At 61.0% G+C, this 22299-nt stretch carries 24 protein-coding genes, 1 other RNA gene and 1 riboswitch; of the genes, 12 read left to right on the forward strand and 13 right to left on the reverse strand.

Features of this window, described 5'->3' with window-relative positions; all coding sequences use genetic code 11:
• The first annotated feature begins 4 nt into the window (after positions 1–4).
• Positions 5–760 (forward strand): uroporphyrinogen-III C-methyltransferase, encoded by a 756-nt coding sequence (gene cobA, locus AX768_RS03210; protein WP_061998757.1) that lies wholly within the window; start codon positions 5–7, stop codon positions 758–760.
• A 59-nt stretch (positions 761–819) separates the two neighbouring features.
• On the opposite strand, the gene AX768_RS03215 is transcribed toward cobA, so the two are convergent.
• From AX768_RS03215 to lptF, 5 genes are all read right to left on the reverse strand, one after another.
• Positions 820–2124: a type II toxin-antitoxin system HipA family toxin gene (locus tag AX768_RS03215; RefSeq protein WP_061998758.1), complete on the reverse strand. Its 1305-nt coding sequence runs from the start codon at positions 2122–2124 to the stop codon at positions 820–822.
• Positions 2114–2455 carry a helix-turn-helix domain-containing protein gene (locus tag AX768_RS03220; RefSeq protein ID WP_061998759.1) on the reverse strand — a complete coding sequence of 114 codons (342 nt, stop codon included), beginning with the start codon at positions 2453–2455 and terminating at the stop codon, positions 2114–2116. Before AX768_RS03220 ends, AX768_RS03215 begins: the two co-directional genes overlap by 11 nt.
• A gap of 184 nt (positions 2456–2639) precedes the next feature.
• The gene (locus AX768_RS03225; RefSeq protein ID WP_061998760.1) at positions 2640–3008 is read right to left on the reverse strand and encodes a sirohydrochlorin chelatase; all 369 of its coding nucleotides are present in this window, start codon (positions 3006–3008) and stop codon (positions 2640–2642) included.
• 40 nt (positions 3009–3048) lie between these two features.
• Positions 3049–4197: an LPS export ABC transporter permease LptG gene (gene lptG / locus AX768_RS03230; protein ID WP_061998761.1), complete on the reverse strand. Its 1149-nt coding sequence runs from the start codon at positions 4195–4197 to the stop codon at positions 3049–3051.
• A 3-nt stretch (positions 4198–4200) separates the two neighbouring features.
• A complete protein-coding gene (gene lptF / locus AX768_RS03235; RefSeq protein ID WP_061998762.1) occupies positions 4201–5298 on the reverse strand; it encodes an LPS export ABC transporter permease LptF in 1098 nt (365 codons plus the stop codon).
• Positions 5299–5520: 222 nt separating this feature from the next.
• Between lptF and AX768_RS03240 the strand changes: the two genes are divergently transcribed.
• The 3 genes from AX768_RS03240 (at position 5521) to AX768_RS03250 (ending at position 8019) form a co-directional block, all read left to right on the forward strand.
• A complete protein-coding gene (locus tag AX768_RS03240; protein ID WP_061998763.1) occupies positions 5521–7029 on the forward strand; it encodes a leucyl aminopeptidase in 1509 nt (502 codons plus the stop codon).
• A 49-nt stretch (positions 7030–7078) separates the two neighbouring features.
• Entirely contained in the window at positions 7079–7510 is a 432-nt protein-coding gene (locus AX768_RS03245; RefSeq protein WP_061998764.1) for a DNA polymerase III subunit chi, read from the forward strand.
• A 98-nt stretch (positions 7511–7608) separates the two neighbouring features.
• Positions 7609–8019, forward strand: a complete 411-nt coding sequence (locus AX768_RS03250; RefSeq protein WP_231941309.1) for a DUF2486 family protein — start codon at positions 7609–7611, stop codon at positions 8017–8019.
• A gap of 21 nt (positions 8020–8040) precedes the next feature.
• On the opposite strand, the gene AX768_RS03255 is transcribed toward AX768_RS03250, so the two are convergent.
• Both AX768_RS03255 and ilvD read right to left on the reverse strand, forming a co-directional pair.
• Positions 8041–8385, reverse strand: coding sequence for a c-type cytochrome (locus AX768_RS03255; protein WP_069638342.1), 345 nt, complete (start codon positions 8383–8385; stop codon positions 8041–8043).
• A 106-nt stretch (positions 8386–8491) separates the two neighbouring features.
• Entirely contained in the window at positions 8492–10165 is a 1674-nt protein-coding gene (ilvD, locus tag AX768_RS03260; RefSeq protein WP_061998765.1) for a dihydroxy-acid dehydratase, read from the reverse strand.
• Positions 10166–10331: 166 nt separating this feature from the next.
• On the opposite strand from ilvD, the gene AX768_RS03265 reads away from it, so the two are divergent.
• Entirely contained in the window at positions 10332–11219 is an 888-nt protein-coding gene (locus AX768_RS03265; RefSeq protein ID WP_062000736.1) for a LysR family transcriptional regulator, read from the forward strand.
• Between the two features lie 21 nt (positions 11220–11240).
• Positions 11241–12146 carry a prolipoprotein diacylglyceryl transferase gene (gene lgt, locus AX768_RS03270; protein WP_061998766.1) on the forward strand — a complete coding sequence of 302 codons (906 nt, stop codon included), beginning with the start codon at positions 11241–11243 and terminating at the stop codon, positions 12144–12146.
• Positions 12147–12221: 75 nt separating this feature from the next.
• Here lgt and AX768_RS03275 read toward each other — a convergent pair whose 3' ends face one another.
• The 5 genes from AX768_RS03275 to AX768_RS03295 all read right to left on the reverse strand — a co-directional run bounded on the left by AX768_RS03275 (position 12222) and on the right by AX768_RS03295 (position 14650).
• Positions 12222–12950, reverse strand: coding sequence for an SIMPL domain-containing protein (locus AX768_RS03275; protein ID WP_061998767.1), 729 nt, complete (start codon positions 12948–12950; stop codon positions 12222–12224).
• An 84-nt stretch (positions 12951–13034) separates the two neighbouring features.
• On the reverse strand, positions 13035–13493 hold the full coding sequence (locus tag AX768_RS03280; RefSeq protein ID WP_061998768.1) for an EVE domain-containing protein: 459 nt from the start codon (positions 13491–13493) through the stop codon (positions 13035–13037).
• 147 nt (positions 13494–13640) lie between these two features.
• Positions 13641–13822, reverse strand: a non-coding RNA gene (ssrS, locus tag AX768_RS03285) — 6S RNA.
• A gap of 133 nt (positions 13823–13955) precedes the next feature.
• Positions 13956–14270 carry a cell division protein ZapA gene (locus tag AX768_RS03290; RefSeq protein WP_056351781.1) on the reverse strand — a complete coding sequence of 105 codons (315 nt, stop codon included), beginning with the start codon at positions 14268–14270 and terminating at the stop codon, positions 13956–13958.
• Positions 14267–14650: a hypothetical protein gene (locus tag AX768_RS03295; RefSeq protein WP_061998769.1), complete on the reverse strand. Its 384-nt coding sequence runs from the start codon at positions 14648–14650 to the stop codon at positions 14267–14269. Before AX768_RS03295 ends, AX768_RS03290 begins: the two co-directional genes overlap by 4 nt.
• 328 nt (positions 14651–14978) lie before the next feature.
• A riboswitch (cobalamin riboswitch) is annotated at positions 14979–15266 on the forward strand.
• Between the two features lie 74 nt (positions 15267–15340).
• On the opposite strand from AX768_RS03295, the gene AX768_RS03300 reads away from it, so the two are divergent.
• The 6 genes from AX768_RS03300 to cobC are packed head-to-tail and all read left to right on the forward strand — an operon-like array spanning position 15341 to position 21406.
• The gene (locus AX768_RS03300) at positions 15341–17206 is read left to right on the forward strand and encodes a TonB-dependent receptor domain-containing protein (protein WP_061998770.1); all 1866 of its coding nucleotides are present in this window, start codon (positions 15341–15343) and stop codon (positions 17204–17206) included.
• A gap of 41 nt (positions 17207–17247) precedes the next feature.
• Positions 17248–18240, forward strand: coding sequence for a FecCD family ABC transporter permease (locus AX768_RS03305; protein ID WP_061998771.1), 993 nt, complete (start codon positions 17248–17250; stop codon positions 18238–18240).
• Complete coding sequence (locus tag AX768_RS03310) at positions 18237–19022, forward strand: ABC transporter ATP-binding protein (RefSeq protein WP_062000737.1); 786 nt, start codon at positions 18237–18239, stop codon at positions 19020–19022. The genes AX768_RS03305 and AX768_RS03310 overlap by 4 nt, the downstream gene beginning before the upstream one ends.
• A gap of 8 nt (positions 19023–19030) precedes the next feature.
• Entirely contained in the window at positions 19031–20080 is a 1050-nt protein-coding gene (gene cobT / locus AX768_RS03315; protein WP_155524171.1) for a nicotinate-nucleotide--dimethylbenzimidazole phosphoribosyltransferase, read from the forward strand.
• A 7-nt stretch (positions 20081–20087) separates the two neighbouring features.
• Positions 20088–20849: an adenosylcobinamide-GDP ribazoletransferase gene (locus tag AX768_RS03320; RefSeq protein WP_061998773.1), complete on the forward strand. Its 762-nt coding sequence runs from the start codon at positions 20088–20090 to the stop codon at positions 20847–20849.
• Entirely contained in the window at positions 20834–21406 is a 573-nt protein-coding gene (gene cobC, locus AX768_RS03325) for an alpha-ribazole phosphatase family protein (RefSeq protein WP_061998774.1), read from the forward strand. Before AX768_RS03320 ends, cobC begins: the two co-directional genes overlap by 16 nt.
• Positions 21407–21408: 2 nt before the next feature.
• On the opposite strand, the gene AX768_RS03330 is transcribed toward cobC, so the two are convergent.
• On the reverse strand, positions 21409–22299 hold the full coding sequence (locus AX768_RS03330) for a cobalamin-binding protein (protein ID WP_061998775.1): 891 nt from the start codon (positions 22297–22299) through the stop codon (positions 21409–21411).

A 22299-nucleotide genomic window follows, 5' to 3' on the forward strand; every position in this document is an offset into this window, starting at 1 on the left:
GACTATGGGTAAGGTTTATCTGATCGGCGCGGGGCCTGGTGCTGCAGACCTGATCACGGTTCGCGGCGCCCGGCTGCTGAGCCAGGCGCAAGTGGTTCTGCACGATGCGCTGATCGAGCCCGCCATGCTTGACTACGCGCCCGACGCGCATCGGATCGCCGTCGGCAAGCGTTGCGGACAGCGTTCGACGGCGCAGCATTTCATCAACAAGCAGATCGTCGATGCCGCGCGCGAGCATGACATCGTCGTGCGTCTGAAGGGAGGCGACCCCATGCTTTTCGGTCGCGCCGATGAAGAAATGCGCGCACTCGAAGCCGCAGGTATCGAATATGAAGTGGTGCCGGGGATCACGGCAGCGCTGGCGAGCGCCGCGACGCTGAAGCGCTCGCTCACGTTGCGCGGGGTATCGCGGAGCGTGGCGTTGGCGACCTATAGCCGCGCGCCGGACAGCGACGAGATCCGCGAGCAGGCCAGCGCCGATTCTCTCGTGTTCTACATGGGACGCGACAGCGCGCCGGAGATTGCGCAGCAATTGATCGATGCAGGACGGGCGGGATCGACGCCGGTTGCTATCGTCGAGGCTTGCAGTACCGAGCGCGAGCGTTCGTTGACGCTGACGCTGGGTGAAATGGCACGTGGTGATGCACAGGATTGGCTCGATGCATCGCAGCCGAGTTTGCTGATGATCGGTGAGGCGTTTGCGGAGCGCGCGCTGGCAGAAACCGGTCAGGTGAAAGCGGCCTTGCAAGCGGCGGCTTGATGTCTTTCGATTGAAAGTCCCCTGCCGGTCGATGACCGGCAGGGGACTTTTTTATTGCGCTAAACCTTCTCGACTTCGCGCAGCCCTATGCTCTGCGGTTTGCGAAACGCTGAGGCGATCTTGTCGCACTCGGACTTGGGGACATCGAACGCCTCGAAGTAGGTTCGCCACTCGCGTACTACGCTCGACAGATGCTGGATGATTTCCGCTGCAGCGTGTTTGAGAAGCCCGAACCGCCCCGCAGCGGAGAGAGCATTATCGAGCGTCGCCAGGCGGCCCATTGCCGGACCGACGCCGAGCACCAGGAAACGTTCGGAGCCGACCTGCGGCTTCGGGACTACATCGTAAAGCTCGCTCAGGCGCCAGCCCTTGTTCGCACCGTCCCACACAAATGCATGATTACGGAGGTGATCGTCGTCGTTCGTCACGAGGATGTTGAACACCATGCGTTTGAACAGTTCGAGCTTGTCAGCCGCGACAAAACCAACCGCGCCGCGCTCGCTCAGCGTATCCGACAGATCCGTGTAGCTGGCGGAGGCAGTATCGCTTTCGTGCATCTTGAGCATGGTTAGAGCGCTGACGACGTGCCGTTTGCCAAAGCTACCCTCCGGCAACGGCACGCGGTCGAACCGCTCGATCAACATGACATCGCGTCCGTCGGGAAGGTGAACGGACCGGGTCGTCGGCACCCGCATGCCGCACTGACGGGCAAGCTCCAGCGTTGCGCGTTCTACCAGCGGCACGTTGAAACCGTCGCGGGCAACCGGGAATTTTGCGACCCACTGGCGGTTATCGTCGAGCAGCACGGCTTTTGGTCTTGCGCCGCCGAACGTGGCGCCTACGCTAAAGAGCAATTGCAACTTCTTCGGAACCGGCTTGCCTTCCTGAATCATCGCGGCGGCATCGAGCAAATAGGACAGCGCTTTTGCATCCGGCAATTTGCCAGGCTGCGCAGGTGAGGTCGGCGAGTCCCTGAAATCGAGCGCGCCCGTGCGGTGCGGACCGGCATGAGCGAGGTAGTCGGTCTCGGGCAGACCATCGGGCGCGGCCCGCAGCATATTCTCGATAACCCGCCGGCCCCAGGAGTCCGGCGCCGCGTCGCGAATCGCGCCAAATAACGCCAGTCCCGCTGGTGGTTGAAACGCCACTTCTTTTGTTTTTTTTGCCTCGCTCAATGGCATGCTGACCGGGTCTACGGCCGTGGCGTTCGCGCGTTGCAGATACTTGTTTCCATAGACGAAAGTCGATGCAGTCGGTCTGATTCCTTCTTCGAGGAGTTCGAGCTTGCCGGCAGGTACGGCCTCCGACGACCCTTCCAGCGTAATGAAGACGTATTTGCTCCACGTCGAGGTATTAAAAATCATAGTCGTCCGTCTTCGCTGCGCTCTTGCGTGGGCGCACGCGGGACTCTATCTGGCGGCGTGCTTCGCCTATCCGGTCGTTCTGGGGATTGGCGAGCGGCTCGAGCGTACCGAGAAGGCCTGCGCGGTCGAATGCCTGAAGCCAGGATGCGAAACTCACGGAGACGTCGCCGCTTTCAATGCGTGCCAAGGTGCTCGGGCTCATGTTGGCCCGCTCGGAAAAGTCTTGCCGCGTCATGTTGCGCGCGATGCGTGCGGCGGCAACCGCGCGGCCGAACGAGGTCGCCCGCTGGTCCAGTTCAGGAGAGATGAAGTCCTTGTTGTTGCGTTTCATTTTGTCTTATCTGACATATAAATCCACTTAATTAGTCAGTATAGACAAATTCGACGCGACATCAATCTTGTTGAGCGAAAAAACAGTCATATCTGACCAATAAACTGGTTTAATTGGTCAGATATGACTGTTTTTGCTGTTTCAATAGGGTGCGCAAGACTCGAAGCGCTTGAATCTGCCGAGCTTATTCGATCTGCCGCAGGCAATACTGCGCAACTGCGTCCAGCACCGCTTCATCTTCCCCGACCGCTACCGCGCACTTGATCTCGACCGACGGAAACGTTGCGCGGCATCGATCCAGCAACTCAGGAAGATCCCGCCGGATATGGCCGCCCTGGCCAAAAAACACGGGCACGACGGTAACGACATCACACCCGTCCGACCCAAGCTTTTCGATCGCCATGGGCAAATCCGGCGTCATCAATTCAAGGAACGCGAGGGAAACCGGATCGCTGCGCTGGGCGCGCAGCTTTGTCGCGAGGCGTTCGAAGGGCTCGGCCCAACGCGGATCACGTGCGCCGTGACCAAACAAAATCATGCCGTGCTTGCTCATTGCATGCTCCACAGAGGGCGAAACCGAGTGCCTGGTGTCTCTAGTGCCGATCGACCCAGCGCAGGCCGATCAATCCGACTATCAGATAGGCCAGTGCAGGCGCCGCGGCCGTGACGGGCGCGGGCCAGGTATTCAACGTGCCGATGTGCGAAAACAGCGTGTTGATCAACTGGAAACTCATGCCGATCATGATGCCGCCAAACACCTTCACGCCGACTACGCCAGCACGCGTGTGCAGGTACGCGAACGGCAGCGACAGCACCAGCATCACCAGCACCGCGAGCGGATACAAGATCTTGCGCCAGAACGCGATCTGATACCGCTGCGAATCCTGATGATTTTCCGTCAGATGCTGGATGTATCGAAACAGGTTGAACATCGACATCCGGTCGGGCGAAACCAGCAGCACTGAGAGAATCTGTGGCGTCAGTTCGGAGCGCAACGAATACTCGGGCAACGTTGTCTGCTGCGCACGATAAACCGGATTCAGGGCGTCGCCGGGATTCACCGTTTGCGGCGGTGCATCGACGAGTTGCGTGTCCGTCACGCCCGTAAGCTTCCAATGACCCGGTGGCTGGAATACGCCGCTTTTTGCAATGCGCACATTGGTCAGGCGCAACAATGAATCGAACTCATAGATCCGCACGTCCGCAATGGTCGTGTCAGGATTGAGGGTGCCGACGTTCACGAAACGCGTGACCTGCTCACCGTCGGCGCGTGCGGTCAGCGTGTCCTTCACCCAGACGCCGGATTCGAAGTTCATCGATACCGACGACCCCAGCGCCTCCAGCCGGACCTTTTCCGAAAGCTGATCGGAGTAGGGGCCCACCACTTCGCCGATAACATAGGTGAGCAGGACCATCGGAATGCCGATTTTCATCAGCGAACGCAACGCCTTGCCGGTCGACAATCCCGACACACGGAAAATGGTGAATTCCGACGCTGCAGCCATTTGCGCGAACACGTAGATGGCGCTGATCAACGCGGCGACGGGGATGATTTCGTAAAAACGCGACGGCGTTTGCAGCGCGACCCGAAGCACCGCCAGACCGAATTTGTAGTTGCCGTGCCCGACCGTATTCAGCTCATTGATCAGATCGAAAAAGAAGAACAGGCCGGAGAATGCAAACAGAATGAAAATGAACGCGAGATAAATCTGACGCGCGAAGTACCGTTCATAAATGCGCATGCGTCAGGCCCCCTTCGAGCGCGTGAGGCTCGACAGCCGGAACAGCGGCCGATTGCGGATGCGCATCCAGAAGATGAACGCCACCAGCACCGAAACCAGTATGTGCAGCCCGAGCAGCCCGACGACAAACGAAACGCGTCCCTGCTCGATCCATGACTGCACAACGTTCAGCAGGTTCGAATAAGTCAGGTAGATCAGCACGGCCATGACGAGATTGATGGTGCGGCTGCGTCGCGGATTCTGGTACGAAAGCGGGATGGCAAGCAGCATGAGGTTGAGCGCGATGAGCGGCAACCCGGCGCGCCAGGCGATTTCAGCAAGATTCGTGCGGCTTGGGTCGGCAAGCAGTTCGTTCGTGTACATGCCCGTGGTCGACGGCGTATTCACGAACTGCTGGCTCTGGATCTTCACGCCGTATCGCTCGAATTCCATGATCCGGAAATTCGGCTGGCCGGGAATGCCGTCGTATCGGCGGCCGTTTTCCAGCACGACGAAACGGTCACCGTTCGCATGCGTTTCGGTATGACCATTCTTCGATACCACCACGTTCACCTTGCCGCCTTCCGTGCTGGTCACGAACACGTTCTGCACGTGCCCCTGGTCCGGCGACATCTTCTCGATGAAAAACACGCGGTGACTTGTCGGCGATTCGCGGAACTGGCCGGGGGCGAGCAGCGACACTTCATCGCGCTGCTGGAAACGTGCCTTGATGAGTTTGCTCTGCTGGTTCGACCAGGGCCAGCCGATGAACGCAAAGAAGATGATCAGGATGATGATCGGCGTGGAAAATACGGCGACGGGCCTGATCAGTGCGGTCTGGCTCACGCCGGACGCAAGCCACACGACCATTTCCGAATCGCGATACCAGCGCGTGAGCACAAAAAGAATGGAGACGAACAGCGTGACGATCAGCATCACGGCCAGATAACCGATCACGGTGAGTCCGATCAGCACGACGACGTCGCGCGGATCGACCTGGCCTGACGCCGCGAAGCCGACGATGCGGATCATCATGGTGGTCAGCATGATGGTCAGCAGCACCATGAATACGGCACCGGCGGTGTACGCGAGTTCACGCTGAAGGGAGCGTTGGAAGATCATTGATTGATAGCTTGAAGCCGGCGGCGACTGACGGTTGGACGATATGCGGGCCCATCTTGGCGGCCGCATCTGGCCGCCATGCGATGACAAACGTGCAAACTGGACGAAGTCATGAGGGCAGACATTCGATCCGGGCATCGCTACCTGTGACCGCCTCGGAAAAAATAGCGGATAATTGCGGCTTTCATCCTTCAGCCAAGATTTTATCCGAGGATAAGCGCGATGGACTTTAGCATAAAAGCCTGTGATTGGAGCAAAGGCTCGGCAAATGGTTTCCTTAACGGAAAAGCCGATGTAGTAGTGCTCGGCGTGTTCGAAGCGCAGACGTTGACGGGCGCAGCCCGCGAGATTGATTTGGCGACCAAGGGTCTGCTCACGCGCACGGTGAAAGCCGGCGACATGAGCGGCAAGGCAGGTTCCACGCTGATGCTGACCGAAGTGACGGGTCTGGGCGCATCGCGTATTTTGCTGGTGGGTCTCGGCAAGCAGGACGGTTTCAACCAGAAGGCTTATGCGGAAGCGGCACGCGCCGCGTGGCGCGCATTGCTCGCCACGAAGATTGCAAATGTTGCATTCACCCTTGCCCAATTGCCCGTGCCCGAGCGCACCGGGGACTGGGGTGTGCGCTGCGCCATCCTCGCGCTGCGCGAGCTGACCTACAAGTTCACGCAGATGAAGAGCAAGCCGGAAAACGGCGATCGTGCGTTGAAAAAGGTTGTGTTCAGCATCGACGCAACCGACGAAAAAGCCGCGAAGCTCGCGGTCAAGCACGCCACGGCGCTCGCCAACGGCATGGACCTGACGCGGGACCTCGGCAACTTGCCGCCGAACGTCTGCACGCCGACGTATCTCGGCCATACCGCGAAAAAACTCGGTAAGGAATTCAAGCTGAAGGTCGAAGTGCTCGGCCAGAAGCAGATCGAAGCGCTCGGCATGGGCTCGTTCCTGTCGGTGGCGAAAGGCTCGATCGAACCGCCTGCGTTTATCGTGATGCATCATCAGGGCGCGGGTGCGAAGGCTGCGCCGGTCGTGCTCGTTGGCAAGGGCATCACGTTCGATACCGGCGGCATTTCCATCAAGCCGGGCGACAGCATGGACGAGATGAAGTACGACATGCTCGGCGCCGGTTCCGTGTTCGGCACCATGCGCGCCATCGCGGAAATGGGACTGAAGCTCAACGTGATCGGCGTGGTTCCGACCTGCGAGAACATGCCGGCCGGCAACGCAGTGAAGCCGGGCGACATCGTGACGTCCATGTCGGGCAAGACCATCGAAGTGCTGAACACCGACGCCGAAGGCCGGCTGATCCTGTGCGACGCGCTAACCTACGTGGAACGCTTCAAGCCGGCCGCCGTGATCGATATCGCCACGCTGACCGGCGCGTGCGTGGTCGCGCTCGGCCATCACAACACGGGTCTGTTCTCGAAGGACGACGCGCTCGCGGGCGAACTGCTGGATGCATCGAAGGAAGCGATCGATCCGACCTGGCGCATGCCGCTCGACGACGAATATCAGGACCTGCTGAAGTCGAATTTCGCCGATCTTGCAAATATCGGCGGCCGGCCGGGCGGCGCGATTACGGCCGCGTGTTTCCTCTCGCGCTTTGCGCAGAACTATCCCTGGGCTCACCTCGATATCGCGGGTACGGCGTGGAAGAGCGGCGCTGCGAAGGGCGCAACCGGCCGTCCGGTGCCGTTGCTCACGCAATTCCTCGTGGATCGCGCGGGGTGATGAGTTTGCGCGTATCGAGCATTACGGGCGCCGGCAGGGAGGCGCGGGCATGACGCGGATCGACTTTCATTCGAATGTGGGCGATTCGATCGCGTACGCCTGCCGCCTCGCACGCAAGGCGTACATGAGCGGCCAGCCGTTGATCGTGCTGGCCGAACCCGAGCGGCTGAAACGTTTCGACGAACAATTGTGGACGTTCAAGCCGCTCGAATTCGTGCCGCATTGCATGGCGGACAGCGCACTTGCGGCCGACACGCCGGTGTTGCTGGCGGCGTCGCTCGATACGGTGCTGGAGAACCAGCAGCATCAGATCCTGCTGAACCTCGGCGCCGCCGTGCCGCCGCAATTCGCGCGTTTCGAACGGCTGCTGGAAGTGGTCGGCAACGACGAGCATGAACTCGTGGCGGGGCGGGAGCGCTACCGGTTCTATCGCGATCGCGGGTATGTGCTCAACAACTACAAACAGGGCGCCGGAGCGTGAAACCTCCGGGATGGCGCGCCGCCGCGTACAGGGTATGATCCCCGAAAACGCCGGCCGTTATCCTAAAGGCGTGCCTGCCATCAAGACGGAGTCCACTCGTGCCCATCACCACCGCGCCCGATACGGCCGAATCACCCGATAACTTCGATTCCTCCATCCCTGTTCTCACCGATGTCATCGTGCCCGGACGCGCCGAGCGTGCCCGCGTGGCGCCGCGTCCGCCTGAGCCGGTGTTGTCGCCTGCGGTGGCTGCGCCTGGCGCAGTCGCGCACGGCACCGACCGCGATGCCGACCAGATCGCGGAACGGCTGCGCGGCCGGTTTACACATTTCCTTACGGGCGATGGACGCACGCTGATCGAAGAGCGGTGCCGCGAATCCTTGCAGGAGCATTCCACGTGGCTTGTCAGCCAGATCACGCGCGAAGTCGCGCTGGCGCTTGAAACAGAGCTGACGGAGTGGGTGCGGGAAGCTGTGGCGGACGAACTGGAACGGCGGGGCCGTGGCTAGGGTTCGGACGTCATTCGGACATCACTTCAACGAAAGAATCCAGTCCGCCAAAGCGTGCGCCTGATCGGGCGTGACTTGCGTATTGGCGGGCATCGGCACGACGCCCCAGTCGCCCACGCCGCCTTCCGCAATCTTGCGCGCCACGATCTCATGGGCGCCGGGAACGTCCGCGTATCGGGCAGCGACATGTTTGAACGATGGCCCCATGAAATCGCGCGATATCGAATGGCAGCTCATGCAATTGCTGCCCTGAGCGAGCACAAGACGCGGATCGGAGTTTGTCGGCTGTTGCGCATGAACGTTTGCTGCGCTGCAAACAAGCACCCACGCAATTCCCCATTTGCTCAATCGAATACCGAACGCCATGTGGTCTCCGTTGGTTTTTAACCTGGCCGGTTGCGCCACAGTATAAGAGACAAGGGGCGCACGATCTGCATCGTGCGCCCCTGGACGTTCGACTACGAACTAAGTATCAACCCGTCACAGCGCCCTTGTTCGCCGGCAACGCCAGCGCGGCGTACTTCGCCAGCACGCCGCGCGTATATCGTGGCGCGGGTTTCTTCCACTCGCCGCGGCGGCGTTCGATCTCCTTGTCGTCCACGTTGAGTTGAAGCAGCAGCTTGTGCGCGTCGATGGTGATCGAATCGCCTTCCTTGACCAGCGCAATCGTGCCGCCCACGAACGCTTCCGGCGCGACGTGGCCGACCACCATGCCCCAGGTGCCGCCGGAGAAACGGCCATCGGTAATGAGGCCCACGGATTCACCCAGGCCCTGGCCGACGATCGCCGACGTCGGCGCCAGCATTTCCGGCATGCCGGGACCGCCTTGCGGCCCGAGGTAACGCAGCACGACGATATCGCCGGCCTTGATCTGCCCCGCGACGATCGCGGTCATTGCGCTTTGCTCGTCCTCGAACACGCGGGCCGGGCCCGTGATCACCGGGTTCTTCAGGCCGGTGATCTTGGCGACCGCGCCGTCCGTGGCCAGATTTCCCTTCAGGATCGCGAGATGACCTTCGTCGTAAAGCGCTTTGTCGATGGGGAAAATCACGTCCTGGTCAGCGCGCGGCTTCGACGGAATGTCCTTCAATTCTTCCGCGAGCGTCTTGCCCGTGATCGTGATGCAATCGCCGTGAAGCATGCCGGCGTCGAGCAGGATCTTCATGACTTGCGGAATGCCGCCCGCCTTGTGCAGATCGGTCGCCACGTACTGGCCCGACGGCTTCAGATTGCAGATCACCGGCACTTTCTTGCGCATGCGTTCGAAGTCGTCGATGGTCCATTCCACTTCCGCGGCGTGCGCAATAGCCAGGTAATGCAGCACGGCGTTAGTCGAGCCGCCCGTGGCCATGATCAGCGCGACGGCGTTTTCGATGGACTTCTTCGTGATGATGTCGCGCGGCTTGAGGTCGGCTTTCACGGCTTCGACCAGCACGCGCGCCGATTCCGCCGCGGACGTGACTTTTTCCTCGTCGGGGTTCGCCATCGTCGATGAATACAGCAGCGACATGCCGAGCGCCTCGAACGACGAGCTCATGGTGTTCGCCGTGTACATGCCGCCGCACGAACCGCTCGACGGGCATGCGTTTCTCTCGATGCCGTCGAAATCTTCCTTCGACATCCGCCCGGCCGAAAACTCGCCCACGGCCTCGAACGACGACACGATGGTCAGGTCCTTGCCCTTCCAGTTGCCCGGCCGAATGGTCCCGCCATACACGTAGATGCCCGGCACGTTGATCCGCGCGAGGCCGATCATGCCGCCCGGCATGTTCTTGTCGCAGCCGCCGATCACGACCACGCCGTCCATCCACTGGCCTTGCACCGCCGTTTCAATACAATCCGCGATCACTTCGCGCGAGACGAGCGAGTACTTCATGCCTTCGGTGCCCATCGACATGCCGTCGGAAATCGTCGGCGTGCCGAAAATCTGCGGATTGGCGTCCGACTTGCGGATGGATTCGACAGCGGCGTCCGCCAGCTTTTGCAGGCCCGAATTGCACGGCGTGATGGTGGAGTGACCGTTCGCGATGCCGATCATCGGCTTGTCGAAGTCTTCTTCCTTGTAGCCGAGGGCGTAATACATCGAGCGGTTCGGGGAACGCGCGACGCCTTGCGTGATGTTTTTCGAGCGGCGATTGAAGGCCATGTGGGGGCTCCTTGAGAATATTTTTGTTTGATCGCAGAAGGATGGAGCTTCTGCGAACGCGTGTCCAATATATTATTCAGGGTCTATAAGGTCGCGGAAGGTATCAGTGGAAGCGCGAAACATCGAACTCAGATTGTTGCGGTATTTTGTGACGGTTGCCGAGGAAATGCACTTTGGGCGGGCGGCCGGACGGCTTGCGATGACCCAGCCACCGTTGTCGCAGGCCATTCGCTCGCTCGAGGAGATGCTCGGCGTGGCGTTGTTCGTGCGGACCAAGCGCTCGGTCGAGCTGACGCCCGTCGGCAAGGATTTGCTGCCGGAGGTGCGGCGGCTGCTGGCCGGCGCCGACGCGCTGCGGCCGCTCGCGCAGTCGCTTGCGCGGGGCGAGGCGGGGGTTTTATCGCTGGCGTTCGTTTCCACCGCCGATTACGGCCTCTTGCCTTTGCTGCTGCGCGATTTCGGCGCGCGATACCCTGGCGTGCGGCTGCAACTCGTGGAAGCGACCAGCGACGTGCAGGTGGAAGAGCTGGTGGCGGGGCGCATAGATGCCGGTCTGGTCATTCCGCCGCTGCCGCCGCGTCACGCGGTGGCGTTGTCGTACTTGCCGATCGCGCGGGAACCGCTCGTTATTGCGATGTCGCGCGATTCCGCGGCCGAACTGGACCTGGGCGCCGATGAATGGTCGGATACGCCCGTAAGCCTCCACCAGCTCGCCGATGCCCCGCTCGTCGTCTTTCCGCGGCGTCTCGCGCCGGATTTCTATGACATGATCATGGGCTGCTACGGCGCCGCCGGCCTGATGCCGCGCATTGGGCAGGAGGCCATCCAGATGCAGACCATCGTCAGTTTGGTGTCCGCTGGAATGGGCGTCGCGCTCGTGCCGCAATCGCTGCGTCATCTGCGAAGGACCGGAGTGGTGTATCGTCCGTTGCTCGAATCCGGGCCGGTCGTCGAGACGGGTCTGATGTGGCGCGCGGCGGAGGTCAGCCCGGTGCTCGCCGGTTTTATCGATATAGTGCGCGCTCATGCGGCCACCGTGCCCGCGCTGCCGTGACTCCTACACGTACATAGAAACATGCTCATTCACCCGAACTTCGATCCGATTGCCATTCATCTCGGCCCGCTCGCCGTGCGCTGGTATGGCCTCATGTATTTGCTGGCGTTCATTCAATGCATTGTGATCGGACGGATCAGGCTGCGTTTGCCTTACGTGTCGGCGCAGGGCTGGACCACGAAAGACATCGACGACATCCTGTTCTACGGCGTGCTCGGCACCATTCTCGGCGGCCGGCTGGGTTATGTGGTGTTCTACAAATCGAGTTTCTATCTCGCGCATCCGCTCGATATCTTCAAGGTATGGGAAGGCGGCATGTCCTTTCACGGCGGCATGCTCGGCGTGATCACCGCCATGATCCTGTTCGCGTGGCAACGCAAGCGGACGTGGCTGCAGGTCACCGACTTCGTCGCGCCCATGGTGCCGCTCGGCCTTGCCGCGGGACGTTTCGGCAATTTCATCAACGGTGAGTTGTGGGGGCGTGTGACGAACCCGAACGCGCCTTGGGCGATGCTCTTCCAGAACGCGTCCCCTGATGACGCCATCTGGCTGCAAAAGCATCCCGACCTCGACGCGCAATGGCATCTGCGGGAAATTTTCGATCGATACCAGATGCTGCCGCGCCATCCGTCGCAGTTGTATGAGATTGCGCTGGAGGGTTTTGCGTTGTTTATCGTGATGTGGCTGATGTCGAGAAAGCAGCGGCCGGTCGGTGCGATTTCGGCGGTGTTTCTGATTGGTTACGGTATCGCGCGATTTACGGTGGAGTTCGCTCGCGAGCCGGATGACTACCTGGGGTTGCTGGCCGCGAATCTCTCGATGGGGCAGTGGCTTTCATTGCCGATGATCATCGTGGGAATTGGAATGCTGGTGTGGTCTTACAAGCGGGGACGTATGGTGCCCTCTGACCCGGCGAAAGTTTCCTGAGCAGCAAATCGATTCGTGGAAAATGAAAAGCCTCGCGTAAAAGCGAGGCTTTTCATGCCGAGGCGGCAAAAGTGCTTAACGATTCATCTGCACCGAGCCCGACACATTCACCGTCACGGTCGACGAACCCGCTTCCAGCGCCATTGGCGCGGCCATCTTCGCGTCCGCGTTCATGCTTCGGGCGGCCATCATCATGACCGGTCTCGGCGATGACCCGTTATGCCCGATATTCACTTCACGAATCGCATAACCGCTGTACCCGAACGCCTGCGATGAAGCCTGCGCCTGCTGCTTGAATGAAGCGATCGCACGCGTGGAAAGCTTCTGCTCCGCCTCGCGCTGCGCCTCGGGCGACAACGAGAACGTGACGCTGCCCACCTGCATGGCGTCGCTCATCTTGCCGGCGAGCTTGGTTGCTGCCGTGAAGTCCTTCGATTCCAGCACGACTTCCGTGCGGCCGCGCCATGCGGAGATGCGGCCATCGCGATCGGTCGATGGATAGACCGTGAACGCGCCGCTATGTGCCGTCACGTTATCGACACCCTTCGCCATGCGCAACGCGGCATCGGCGCGCTGATTCAGCACGCTTGTCAGCGACCCCGCGTCCTTCGCTTCCTGCTCGTAGAAGAGCGTGATATCGACGACATCCTGAGGCACGTCCTCGCTCGCCTGCGCCGCAAGCGACAACACGCCGGACGGTTGTGCCTGGGTGACGGAGCTTTGCGCGAACGCGTTCTGCGCCATGGCAGCGCCTGCAATAAGCGCGATGGCGGCAAGTGCCGAAGTGGTATTTTTCCTTGTCATCGTTTAACTCCGTAAGCATGAGTGCACGTCAATGTGACCGTTGCTTAGGCGACGATGGCGCTCGCGAAGTTCCCTTCAATCGAGTTACAAAAGATGTTCGGTGATAAAGCGCCATTGCGCTTCGGTGACAGGCGTGATCGATAACCGATTGCCGCGCGCAAGCACCTGCATATCCGCAAGCTCCGCGTGTTCGCGCAGCGTCGAGAGGGGAATAAGCGGTGTTTTCCTGACGAAGTGGACATCGACGAGAAGCCAGCGCGGCTTGTCCTGCGATGACTTCGGATCGAAGTAAGGACTCGACGAATCGAATTGCGTGGGATCGGGATAAGCCGCCGACGATACCTTCGCGATTCCCGCGATACCCGGTTGCGGGCAACTCGAGTGATAGAACAGCACGCCGTCGCCGCGCTCCATGCCGTCACGCATGAAGTTGCGCGCCTGATAATTGCGCACGCCGGTCCAGGGCAAGGTTTTTTTCGGAGCGTGAGCGAGATGGTCGATGCTCGCTTCGTCCGGTTCCGACTTCATCAGCCAGTAGCGCATGAACGTCGCCCGCAAAATGTGTGCGCCGCGTCAATGTTCGCAGCGCACACGATACAAAAGAAAACGGCATCGGAAAAAATCCGACGCCGTTAGCTTGATCAACCTGTTGCTTGCAACTTCGCGTCTAAAAAACGCATGCTGCAGAATGAGGTCCCCGCCCAAGCCGCTAGGCCGGCATCCTGAACCTGGGTTCAAGATTGGTCGCAGTAAGCAGCACCTTGGGCTCATCAGACAGAGTGACGCGCTCGCCAGTGCTACAAGATCCCACAACCGTGCACAATGGCATTGGTTCAAGGAATATATGACCTTGGCAAACCAGGCAGGGAACAATCACTGTACACCAATCGCCCCGCCGATGCAGCACTGATACGGGAAAACTTTATGTCAGTCGCAACACAATAACGTTCGTGACACGGCGCGCGCAGCGTTAGCAAACCTATGCGCAAGCATGGCCATTGCGAATTACTGCGCTTCGTATTGTGAAATCACGACGCCGAGTTGTTCGTTCATTTGATGCATCGTGCGGCGGATCTCTTCGGCGGGGAACGCTTCGCCGTGACGCACGCTGCTTTGCAGCTTGAGCAATTCCGAAGCAAGCGACAACGCCGCCATCACCGCAATCCGGTCCGTGCCGCGCACGCTGCTTGCATTGCGCACCTTCGACATTTCCGCATCCACTCGCGCGACCGCTTCACGCAGCGCAGCTTCGGTTTCCGGTGAGCAGGCGAGCCGGTACGGCGCGCCGAGAATGGATACCTCGATCTGCTTGGTCGTCATGCCTTTTCTCCGTGATGGTGTGATTCCTCATGCAACGCGCCGTTCGCCGCTTCGGCGGTGTCCGGTTCGCTGCTGGCATCGGGAGGCAAAAGGGCAAGCTGGTTATCCGGCTCGGGCGCGTTTTTCGCACGCGGCAATTTTTCGAGGATTGCGTTGAGGCGAACCTGTGCGTCATCGATTTTCGCCGATAACGAATCGCGCTCCGCCACCAGGGCGTCGCGCTCTTCACGCACGTTGGCAAGTTCCTGCTGCGCGAGCGCAAACTCCGAGCGCAACTGGTCGAGTTGCTGGGAGAGAGCGTCATGCGCTTGATGATGCCGTTCGCTGATTTTGATCAGCCGGCCAATATTTTGTGACAGTGATTCGAGTTCGTTGAGCATGTGCTGCGTCCTCTTAAGACCTCGCATTTTAGCGCGCTTCGCTGGCGCTTCAGAAATTTGGTTCGTTTCCAGACGTAACAGCAGTTTGAAGTCAATGCATCGGCGCGAGCCTTTATTCGTAAGGGGAAATGATTTATCGAGTTGTTTATCGACAGTTTTTAACGCTGGCTCAATGGCTCGCTTATCGGCTCGCGGAACGATTTGTGAACGTCTCTGAAAGTACCCCTTCAATTCCGTTTGAACGTTACCGGTACGACCAGAATGCAGGTGAATCGAATGCTCGCGCGACTGCATGATCCTGCTTTCTTGACGGGTCCCGGTGCCGCTCTTAAACTCGCGGCACCTTGGTGCTCGCGCATGCCCGATCCGGCGTGCGCAGTTAAACGGGAAGCAGGAAGCAACGTCCGCCCGGACCGCGCCAACCTGCGCTGCCCCCGCAACGGTAAGCGACCGCAACGCAAGTTGCAAGCCGGTTCCACGCGTGACGTCCGCCCATTCTACGACTCGATACCGCTCGAATGGCCCGGACAGCACGCTCATGCCACTGCGCCTTTCGCGCGGGAAGGCGGGCCGATATGTCGCCAGCCCGGATACCGGCCTCGGGGAGAGCGCGGCCTCGCGGCTGCGCTCGTCACGCATGGACCTGCGGGGAGCGGGTCGCGCATGCCTTTACCGGATCTTCCTGCAATCATGGCTTCACCTATTGCCCGCGCCGTCCTGCTGGTTTTCGGCAGTTTACCCGTTGTTGCGAACGCTCAGTCCTCGACCAGTTCCTCAGGATCTCCCAGCGAGCCCGTCACGCTCGCGCCTGTCGTGGTGACCACCACCCGCGCGCCGCAAAAGCTCGCGGATTCCATCGCGCAGACGACGCTCTTCGACCAGCAGGATATCGCCGATTCCAATGCTACCGATGTCGCCGGTCTCCTCGCACTCGCGCCCGGCGTGCAGATCACGCGCAACGGCGGTCCGGGTTCGAGCGCGGGATTGTTCCTGCGCGGCGCGTCGTCGGCGCAATCGCTCGTGTTGATCGACGGCGTACGTGTCGAGTCGGCCGGACTAGGCGCGGCCCAACTGTCGCAACTCATGCTCGATCAGATCGACCACGTGGAAGTGGTCAACGGCAATGTGTCGGCGCTCTATGGATCGAACGCGGTGGGCGGCGTCGTGCAGGTCTTCACGAAGGATGGCGGCAATCATCCGCCGCGCTTCAACTTCGAGACCGAGGTGGGCAGTTATCACACGCAGCGCCAGCAGGTCGGTGCGAACGGCGCGCTCGATAAAGACGGCCGCACCACGTTCAACGTGACGCTCTCGCGCGAGAAGACCGACGGGTTTTCATCGATCGATCCTTCGACCTCGCCGAATGTGAATCCGAACGCGAACGGGTATTTGAACGAGAGCGTGTCGGCGACGTTGCGTCATCAGTTCAGCGACAAATGGGACGCGGGCGTGCGCTTTTTGCAGTCGAACGGTATCAACAGTTTCGACAGCGCCTACGGCCTGCCCACCGACGACAACGAATCGCACAACCGCGTGCGTTCCACTTCGGTCTTTGCAAACGGCAAGATCACCGACAACTGGACCACGCACTTCACCGTGGCGCAGGGTCAGGATCGCGCGGACACGCAGTTGAACGGCGTCTACAACAGCAAGTTCAATTCGGAGAACCGCCAGTACACGTGGCAGAACGATGTCGCGCTGACGCCGGATCACAAGTTCGTATTCGGCTACGAACATCTCGACCAGACGCTTGATTCGGATCAGGTCGCGGCTCCCGATCGTCATGTGAATTCGGGTTTCGCGGGTTATGTCGGCAACGTCGGGGCAAACCAGTTCCAGGCGAATGTTCGTCGCGACCAGTATTCGGATTTCGGCGGCGCCAACAGTTATTACCTCGGCTATGGCTACCATTTCGATGCGCACTGGAAAGCCACGCTCAGCTATTCCGATGCATTCCGCGCGCCGACCTTCGACGATCTGTACTATCCGTTCAGCGGCAATCCATCGATACAACCCGAGCGCAGCCATTCGGTCGAGGCCGCGCTGCAATATGCATCGAACGCGGTGGGGATCTTGCGGCTGACCGCGTTCCAGACGCGATACACGAACCTGATCAACTACGTATCGGACGGCGGCGGTTTTTTCATCGCGCAGAACGTGGGGCGCGCGAAGGTGCAGGGGCTCGAGGGATCGTGGCAGGGGCACGTCGGGCGCACGGATGTCCGGGCGTCGTTCACGCTGCAAAATCCCGTCGATGAAACCGATCAGCAGGACCTGACGCGCCGCGCCCGGCGCTTTGCGACGCTTGCCGTGAACCGGTCGATCGGCGGCTGGCGCGTCGGAGGCGAATGGATTACGAGCGGGGCGCGCGAAGACTTCGACTCGACGCTCGGCGGTTATGGTTTGGTGAATCTGTCGGCGCGCTACGACATCACGAAGTCGTGGTACGTCGGCGCGCGGATCGACAATGTGTTCAACAAGGACTATCAGCTTGCGTATTCATACAACACGCCGCGGCGCGGTGCCTACATCACGCTTGGCTGGCAGCAGCGGTGAACGCTAAGCGTATCGACGCCCGGCGTATCGACGCCCGGCGTATGGACGCCCCGCGCGCTTTCGCAATCTGGATCGCGCTCGCCCTTGTGACGCTGGCTGTATTCGTCGCGTCGCTGGCCATCGGAAGCGTGCCGATAGCGCCTGTGCGTGTCGTGCATGCACTTTTATCCTCATCGAATGACGTGCTCGATGAAATCGTGCGCAGCCTGCGGTTGCCGCGCGCGCTGGGCGGGTTTGCCTCGGGCGCGCTGCTTGCGATGGCCGGCGCGCTGCTGCAAGTCCTGTTGCGCAACCCGCTCGCCGAGCCGTATGTGCTTGGTGTATCGGGCGGCGCGGCGGCGTTCGCGCTCGCTGCAATGCTGTTCTCCATGTCGTGGTGGAGCGTCGATGTCGCCGCGTTCGCCGGCGCATTCTTGTCGATACTGCTCGTCCTCGGACTTGCGCGGCGCGAGTTGTGGCGGGGTGAACCGCAGGATGCATCGCCGAGATTGTTGCTGACCGGCGCGGTGATCGCGGCAGGGTGGGGCGCGTTGATTACATTGATGCTCGCCGTTGCGCCCGAGAACCGCTTGCGCGGCATGGTGTTCTGGCTCACGGGCGATCTCAACGGCGTTGCGATGCCGTGGCCCGCGTTGATCGCGTTGCTGATTGCGTTGATCGCGATTGTGCCGGCCGCGCCCAAGCTCAACGTTCTGCTGCGTGGCGACATTGCGGCCGAAGCGCTCGGCGTGCGGGTCGTGCGCTTGCGGTTGCGCGTGTATCTCGTGGCATCGCTGGCGGCGGCCGCTGCCGTTACGACTGCCGGGACGATCGGGTTCATCGGGCTCGTCGTGCCGCATGTGTTGCGGCTCGCGTTCGGTAACGACCAACGCATGTTGCTGCCTGCATCGGCGATAGCGGGCGGACTGGCGGTGATGGGCGCGGACCTGATCGCGCGCACGGTGATCGCGCCCGCACAATTGCCGGTGGGTGTCATCACGGCCTTGATCGGCGTGCCGGTGTTCTTGTGGATGCTGCTGAGGCGCACGCCATGAACGGACTTCACGTTGCTCGACTCACTTTGCGCGCGGCGGATCGCGTCTTGATCGCCGATCTGACGCAGACCTTTGCGCCCGGCGAGATGTGGTGCATCGCGGGGCCGAACGGCGCAGGCAAGACGACGCTGATTTCGGCGCTGGCGGGTTTGTCGAAAGAAGCGTCGGGCGCGATTTCTCTGGATGGCCGCGTGCTTCGCGACTGGCGTCCGAACGACCTGGCGCGTCGTCGCGCATTGATGCCGCAAGCCTCGTACGACGCCTTCAGCGCAACCGTTCTCGACACCGTCATGCTCAACCGCTTCCCGCACTTGACGGGTTGGGGTTGGGAAACCGATGCGGATCGCAGCGCTGCGCACGCGGCTTTGGAAACGCTTGGCCTCGCTCCGCTCGCATTGCGCGATGTCCAGTCGCTTTCCGGCGGCGAACGCCAGCGTGTATCGCTTGCTGCGACCTTGTGCCAGGACGCGCCGCTCTTGTTGCTCGACGAACCCCTTTCCCATCTCGACCTGCATCATCAGATCGATTGCCTGGAAGCGTTGAGCGGCTGGAGCAAGGCTCCCGGGCGCAGCGTAATTTTCTCGTGTCACGATCTGAACCTGGCCCGGCGTTTCGCGACGCACGCATTGCTGCTCGATGGCGCCGGCCACGCGCATGCCGGCCCGGTCCGCGAAGTCCTGACGCCCGAGCGCGCGAGTGTTGCGTTCGGCTATCCGCTAACCTTGATTCAGCAGGACGGACACGAAGCGCTCGTGCCCGCGATGCGCTCACCTCAACGATGAACACGACCATGCCCGATACATTTCCCCGCGTTGAACCGCTCGACCGGTCGATGACAGCCAAGCTGCAACATGTCATCGATACAAAGACAAAACCGCCCGGCAGTCTCGGACGGCTGGAATTGCTCGGGCTTCAGATCGGGCTGATCCAGCGGACGGCGAGACCGCGTATCGAACGTCCGGCAATGATCGTTTTCGCGGGTGATCACGGCATTGCGGCCGAAGGCGTGAGTCCATTCCCGCAAGAAGTGACCGTGCAGATGGTCGCGAATTTCATCGCAGGCGGGGCGGCGATCAACGCGTTGTCAAAGGCGTCGGGCATGACGCTCGAAGTCGTGGATGCGGGCGTGGCGAGTGCATCGCCTGCAGCGGAAGGTTTCGTCGATGCCGCCATCCATCGCGGCGGCACGCGCAACTTCGCGCACGATCCGGCCATGACACGCGACGAAGCGTTGCAAGCCATCGCAAAGGGCGCAGAACGTGTGCGGCATCACGCGGCGCTCGGCACGAACGTGATTGGCTTCGGCGAGATGGGGATTGCGAATACATCGGCGGCGGCTTGTTTGATGAGCCGGCTGTGCGCGCTCGAGATCGACGCGTGCGTGGGACGAGGCACAGGTCTTGATGACGCCGGCCTCAACCGCAAGCGCGACGTGCTCGCTGCAGCGCTGAAAAAGCACGCAATTTCGCCGGATCCGGTCGATACACTCGCCACCTTTGGCGGCTTCGAAATCGCGATGATCGCCGGCGGGTTTCTTGCCGCGGCCGAAGCGCGGATGACGATACTCGTGGATGGTTTTATCGTCACGTCGGCGTTGCTGGTTGCGCACGCCATCAATCCCGCCGTACTCGATTACTGCGTGTTCGCGCACGCGTCGGATGAAACGGGGCATGCGCGAATGCTCGAATATTTCAATGCGAAACCATTGCTGCAACTCGGATTGAGGCTCGGTGAAGGCACGGGCGCCGCGCTCGCGTTGCCGTTGTTGCGTGCGGCCGTGGCGTTCATCAACGAGATGGCGAGTTTCGAATCGGCGGGCGTATCGGATAAGGCCTCCTGATTCCGCCATGAACCGGCCATTGGACGAACTTCGATATTTCTTCACCGCGCTCGGGTACTTCACCCGCGTGCCGGTGCCGCGCTGGGTCGGCTTCGAGCCACATTACCTGAACGCGGCAGCGCGCTATTTTCCGTTGATCGGCGTGATGGTCGGCGGCGTCGGCGCAGTGGTTTATCTTGCGGCGTTGCAGGTTTTTCCGGCGGGCGTTGCGGTGTTGTTATCGATGGCCGCAACGCTGCTCCTGACCGGCGCGTTCCACGAAGACGGGCTGGCCGATTGCGCCGATGCCTTCGGCGGCGCCTACACCCGCGAGGACGCGCTGCGCATCATGCACGACTCGCGCATCGGCGCGTATGGCGCGATTGCGTTGATCGTGGTGCTGGCGTTGAAGTGGCAAACGCTGGCTTCCATGTTGCCGCTGCGCACTGCATGGATGATCGTCGGCGCGCATGCCGCGAGCCGCACGTTCGCGATCAGCTATCTCTGCACGCTCGAGTACGTGCGTGCCGAGGGCAAGGCGAAACCGGTCGCTCAGAAGATGAGTTCAGGCGCGTTCGCGTTGGCCGCAGTGATCGGCTTGCCGTGCTTGTTTTGGCCCGACTGGCGGCTTGGCTGCGTGCTGCTCGTGGCGCTTGTCGTGATGCGGTTTTTCATCGGGCGATACTTTGTCAAGCGCATCGGCGGATATACCGGCGACTGCCTCGGCTTCGCGCAGCAGCTTTTCGAAGTCGCAATCTACTTGATCGGACTCGCATGGATCTCGTCCTGATTCGCCATCCGGCTGTGGGTATCGACGCCGGGATTTGTTATGGCCGTACCGATGTTCCGCTTCTCGGCGACGCGGCGGAATCGGCGCGTTTATTGGACGAGCGTTTGAATGCGCTAAGGGTGCCGGCCATCAAAGGCTCCTGGTACACGAGTCCGTCAAGCCGATGCCGTCTGCTGGCCGAATCATTAGGCCCGGTCCAAACCGATCCGCGCCTGCAGGAACTCGACTTCGGCGCCTGGGAAGGTGAGCGTTGGGACGGCCTCGATCGCGCGATGCTCGACGCATGGGCCGCAGATCTGGAGCATGCGCGCGAGCATGGCGGCGAGAGCGTTGCGCAGTTTGCCGGGCGTGTAGCCGGTTGGGCGGATTCGGCTTTGAGCGCTGATAACGAAGAACCAGTTCACGTTGTCACACACGCCGGCGTCATACGCGTTCTCACCGGCCATCTGCTCGGCATAAAACGCGCGAACGTCATTCAATGGCCGCTGGATTTCAGCGCGATCGTGTGGCTCAGACGCGTGCGCGGCGAGTGGCTGCTCGTGCGATGGAACGCGTGACCTTACTTCGGACGCCTGGCGCGGGCAGCGTCCAGGTCCTTGCATAGCGCCTTGGCGCCAAGCGCGAGACGCGGTGTTGGCCGGTTGATCAGATCGCCGTCCATGCCGAAGAGATTGCCGCGCTCGACGGCTTTCATCGAAGGCCATTTGCGCCATGTTTCAAGCGATGGCAACGCGCGTTCCGATTTCGTCGCGCCGGGCGTTGCGGTGACGATGGCTTCAGGATCAACAGCGAGGACAGCTTCGGTCGAGATCGTCGGAACAAGCGGTTTCAGGTCGGCAAATACGTTGCGGCCGCCGCATAGTTCGATCACTTCACTCACCGTGTTCGAGCCGTTGAGCGTCATCAGCGGATCGTCCCAGACCTGATAGAACACGCTCACGGGCGGCTGGTTTGCATAACGTGCCCGCAAACCATCGATGTCGTGACGGAACGCATTCGACGCTGTGTTCGCTTCATTCGATGTGCCGAGCAGGACGCCGAGTTTATCGATGGTCGCGGGGATGTCTTCGAGCTTGTGCGGCTCGCTGAAGAACATCGGCACATGCAGCTCGCGCAAACGGTCGAGCTGGCGCAGCGCATTGCCATGCCGCCAGACGACGATCAGATCGGGTTTCATTGCGACGATGCGTTCGAGATCGAGCGATTTGTTGTCGCCGACACGCGGTATCGATTTCGCTTGCGGCGGGTAATCGCTGTATTCCACTGCGCCCACGATCCGGTCGCCGCCGCCCGCTGCGTAGAGCAACTCGGTGACATGCGGCGCGAGGCTGACGATGCGCTGCGCCGGTGTGTTCAACGTGACAGCCGCGCCGGAGTCGTCGGTGACGGTGAGGGCGTGGGCTTGCGTGGTGACAAAAAAGAACAGCGCAACAAGAAAGCGGAAGGTCAT

This window comes from Burkholderia sp. PAMC 28687, from assembly GCF_001577465.1.
GTDB lineage: Bacteria > Pseudomonadota > Gammaproteobacteria > Burkholderiales > Burkholderiaceae > Caballeronia.

Coding starts and splice junctions, on each gene's coding strand:
- cobA (WP_061998757.1), top strand. CDS start 5: ATGGGTAAGGTTTATCTGATCGGCGCGGGGCCTGGTGCTGCAGACCTG.
- AX768_RS03215 (WP_061998758.1), bottom strand. CDS start 2,124: ATGATTTTTAATACCTCGACGTGGAGCAAATACGTCTTCATTACGCTG.
- AX768_RS03220 (WP_061998759.1), bottom strand. CDS start 2,455: ATGAAACGCAACAACAAGGACTTCATCTCTCCTGAACTGGACCAGCGG.
- AX768_RS03225 (WP_061998760.1), bottom strand. CDS start 3,008: ATGAGCAAGCACGGCATGATTTTGTTTGGTCACGGCGCACGTGATCCG.
- lptG (WP_061998761.1), bottom strand. CDS start 4,197: ATGCGCATTTATGAACGGTACTTCGCGCGTCAGATTTATCTCGCGTTC.
- lptF (WP_061998762.1), bottom strand. CDS start 5,298: ATGATCTTCCAACGCTCCCTTCAGCGTGAACTCGCGTACACCGCCGGT.
- AX768_RS03240 (WP_061998763.1), top strand. CDS start 5,521: ATGGACTTTAGCATAAAAGCCTGTGATTGGAGCAAAGGCTCGGCAAAT.
- AX768_RS03245 (WP_061998764.1), top strand. CDS start 7,079: ATGACGCGGATCGACTTTCATTCGAATGTGGGCGATTCGATCGCGTAC.
- AX768_RS03255 (WP_069638342.1), bottom strand. CDS start 8,385: ATGGCGTTCGGTATTCGATTGAGCAAATGGGGAATTGCGTGGGTGCTT.
- ilvD (WP_061998765.1), bottom strand. CDS start 10,165: ATGGCCTTCAATCGCCGCTCGAAAAACATCACGCAAGGCGTCGCGCGT.
- AX768_RS03265 (WP_062000736.1), top strand. CDS start 10,332: ATGCACTTTGGGCGGGCGGCCGGACGGCTTGCGATGACCCAGCCACCG.
- lgt (WP_061998766.1), top strand. CDS start 11,241: ATGCTCATTCACCCGAACTTCGATCCGATTGCCATTCATCTCGGCCCG.
- AX768_RS03275 (WP_061998767.1), bottom strand. CDS start 12,950: ATGACAAGGAAAAATACCACTTCGGCACTTGCCGCCATCGCGCTTATT.
- AX768_RS03280 (WP_061998768.1), bottom strand. CDS start 13,493: ATGCGCTACTGGCTGATGAAGTCGGAACCGGACGAAGCGAGCATCGAC.
- AX768_RS03290 (WP_056351781.1), bottom strand. CDS start 14,270: ATGACGACCAAGCAGATCGAGGTATCCATTCTCGGCGCGCCGTACCGG.
- AX768_RS03295 (WP_061998769.1), bottom strand. CDS start 14,650: ATGCTCAACGAACTCGAATCACTGTCACAAAATATTGGCCGGCTGATC.
- AX768_RS03300 (WP_061998770.1), top strand. CDS start 15,341: ATGGCTTCACCTATTGCCCGCGCCGTCCTGCTGGTTTTCGGCAGTTTA.
- AX768_RS03305 (WP_061998771.1), top strand. CDS start 17,248: ATGGACGCCCCGCGCGCTTTCGCAATCTGGATCGCGCTCGCCCTTGTG.
- AX768_RS03310 (WP_062000737.1), top strand. CDS start 18,237: ATGAACGGACTTCACGTTGCTCGACTCACTTTGCGCGCGGCGGATCGC.
- cobT (WP_155524171.1), top strand. CDS start 19,031: ATGCCCGATACATTTCCCCGCGTTGAACCGCTCGACCGGTCGATGACA.
- AX768_RS03320 (WP_061998773.1), top strand. CDS start 20,088: ATGAACCGGCCATTGGACGAACTTCGATATTTCTTCACCGCGCTCGGG.
- cobC (WP_061998774.1), top strand. CDS start 20,834: ATGGATCTCGTCCTGATTCGCCATCCGGCTGTGGGTATCGACGCCGGG.
- AX768_RS03330 (WP_061998775.1), bottom strand. CDS start 22,299: ATGACCTTCCGCTTTCTTGTTGCGCTGTTCTTTTTTGTCACCACGCAA.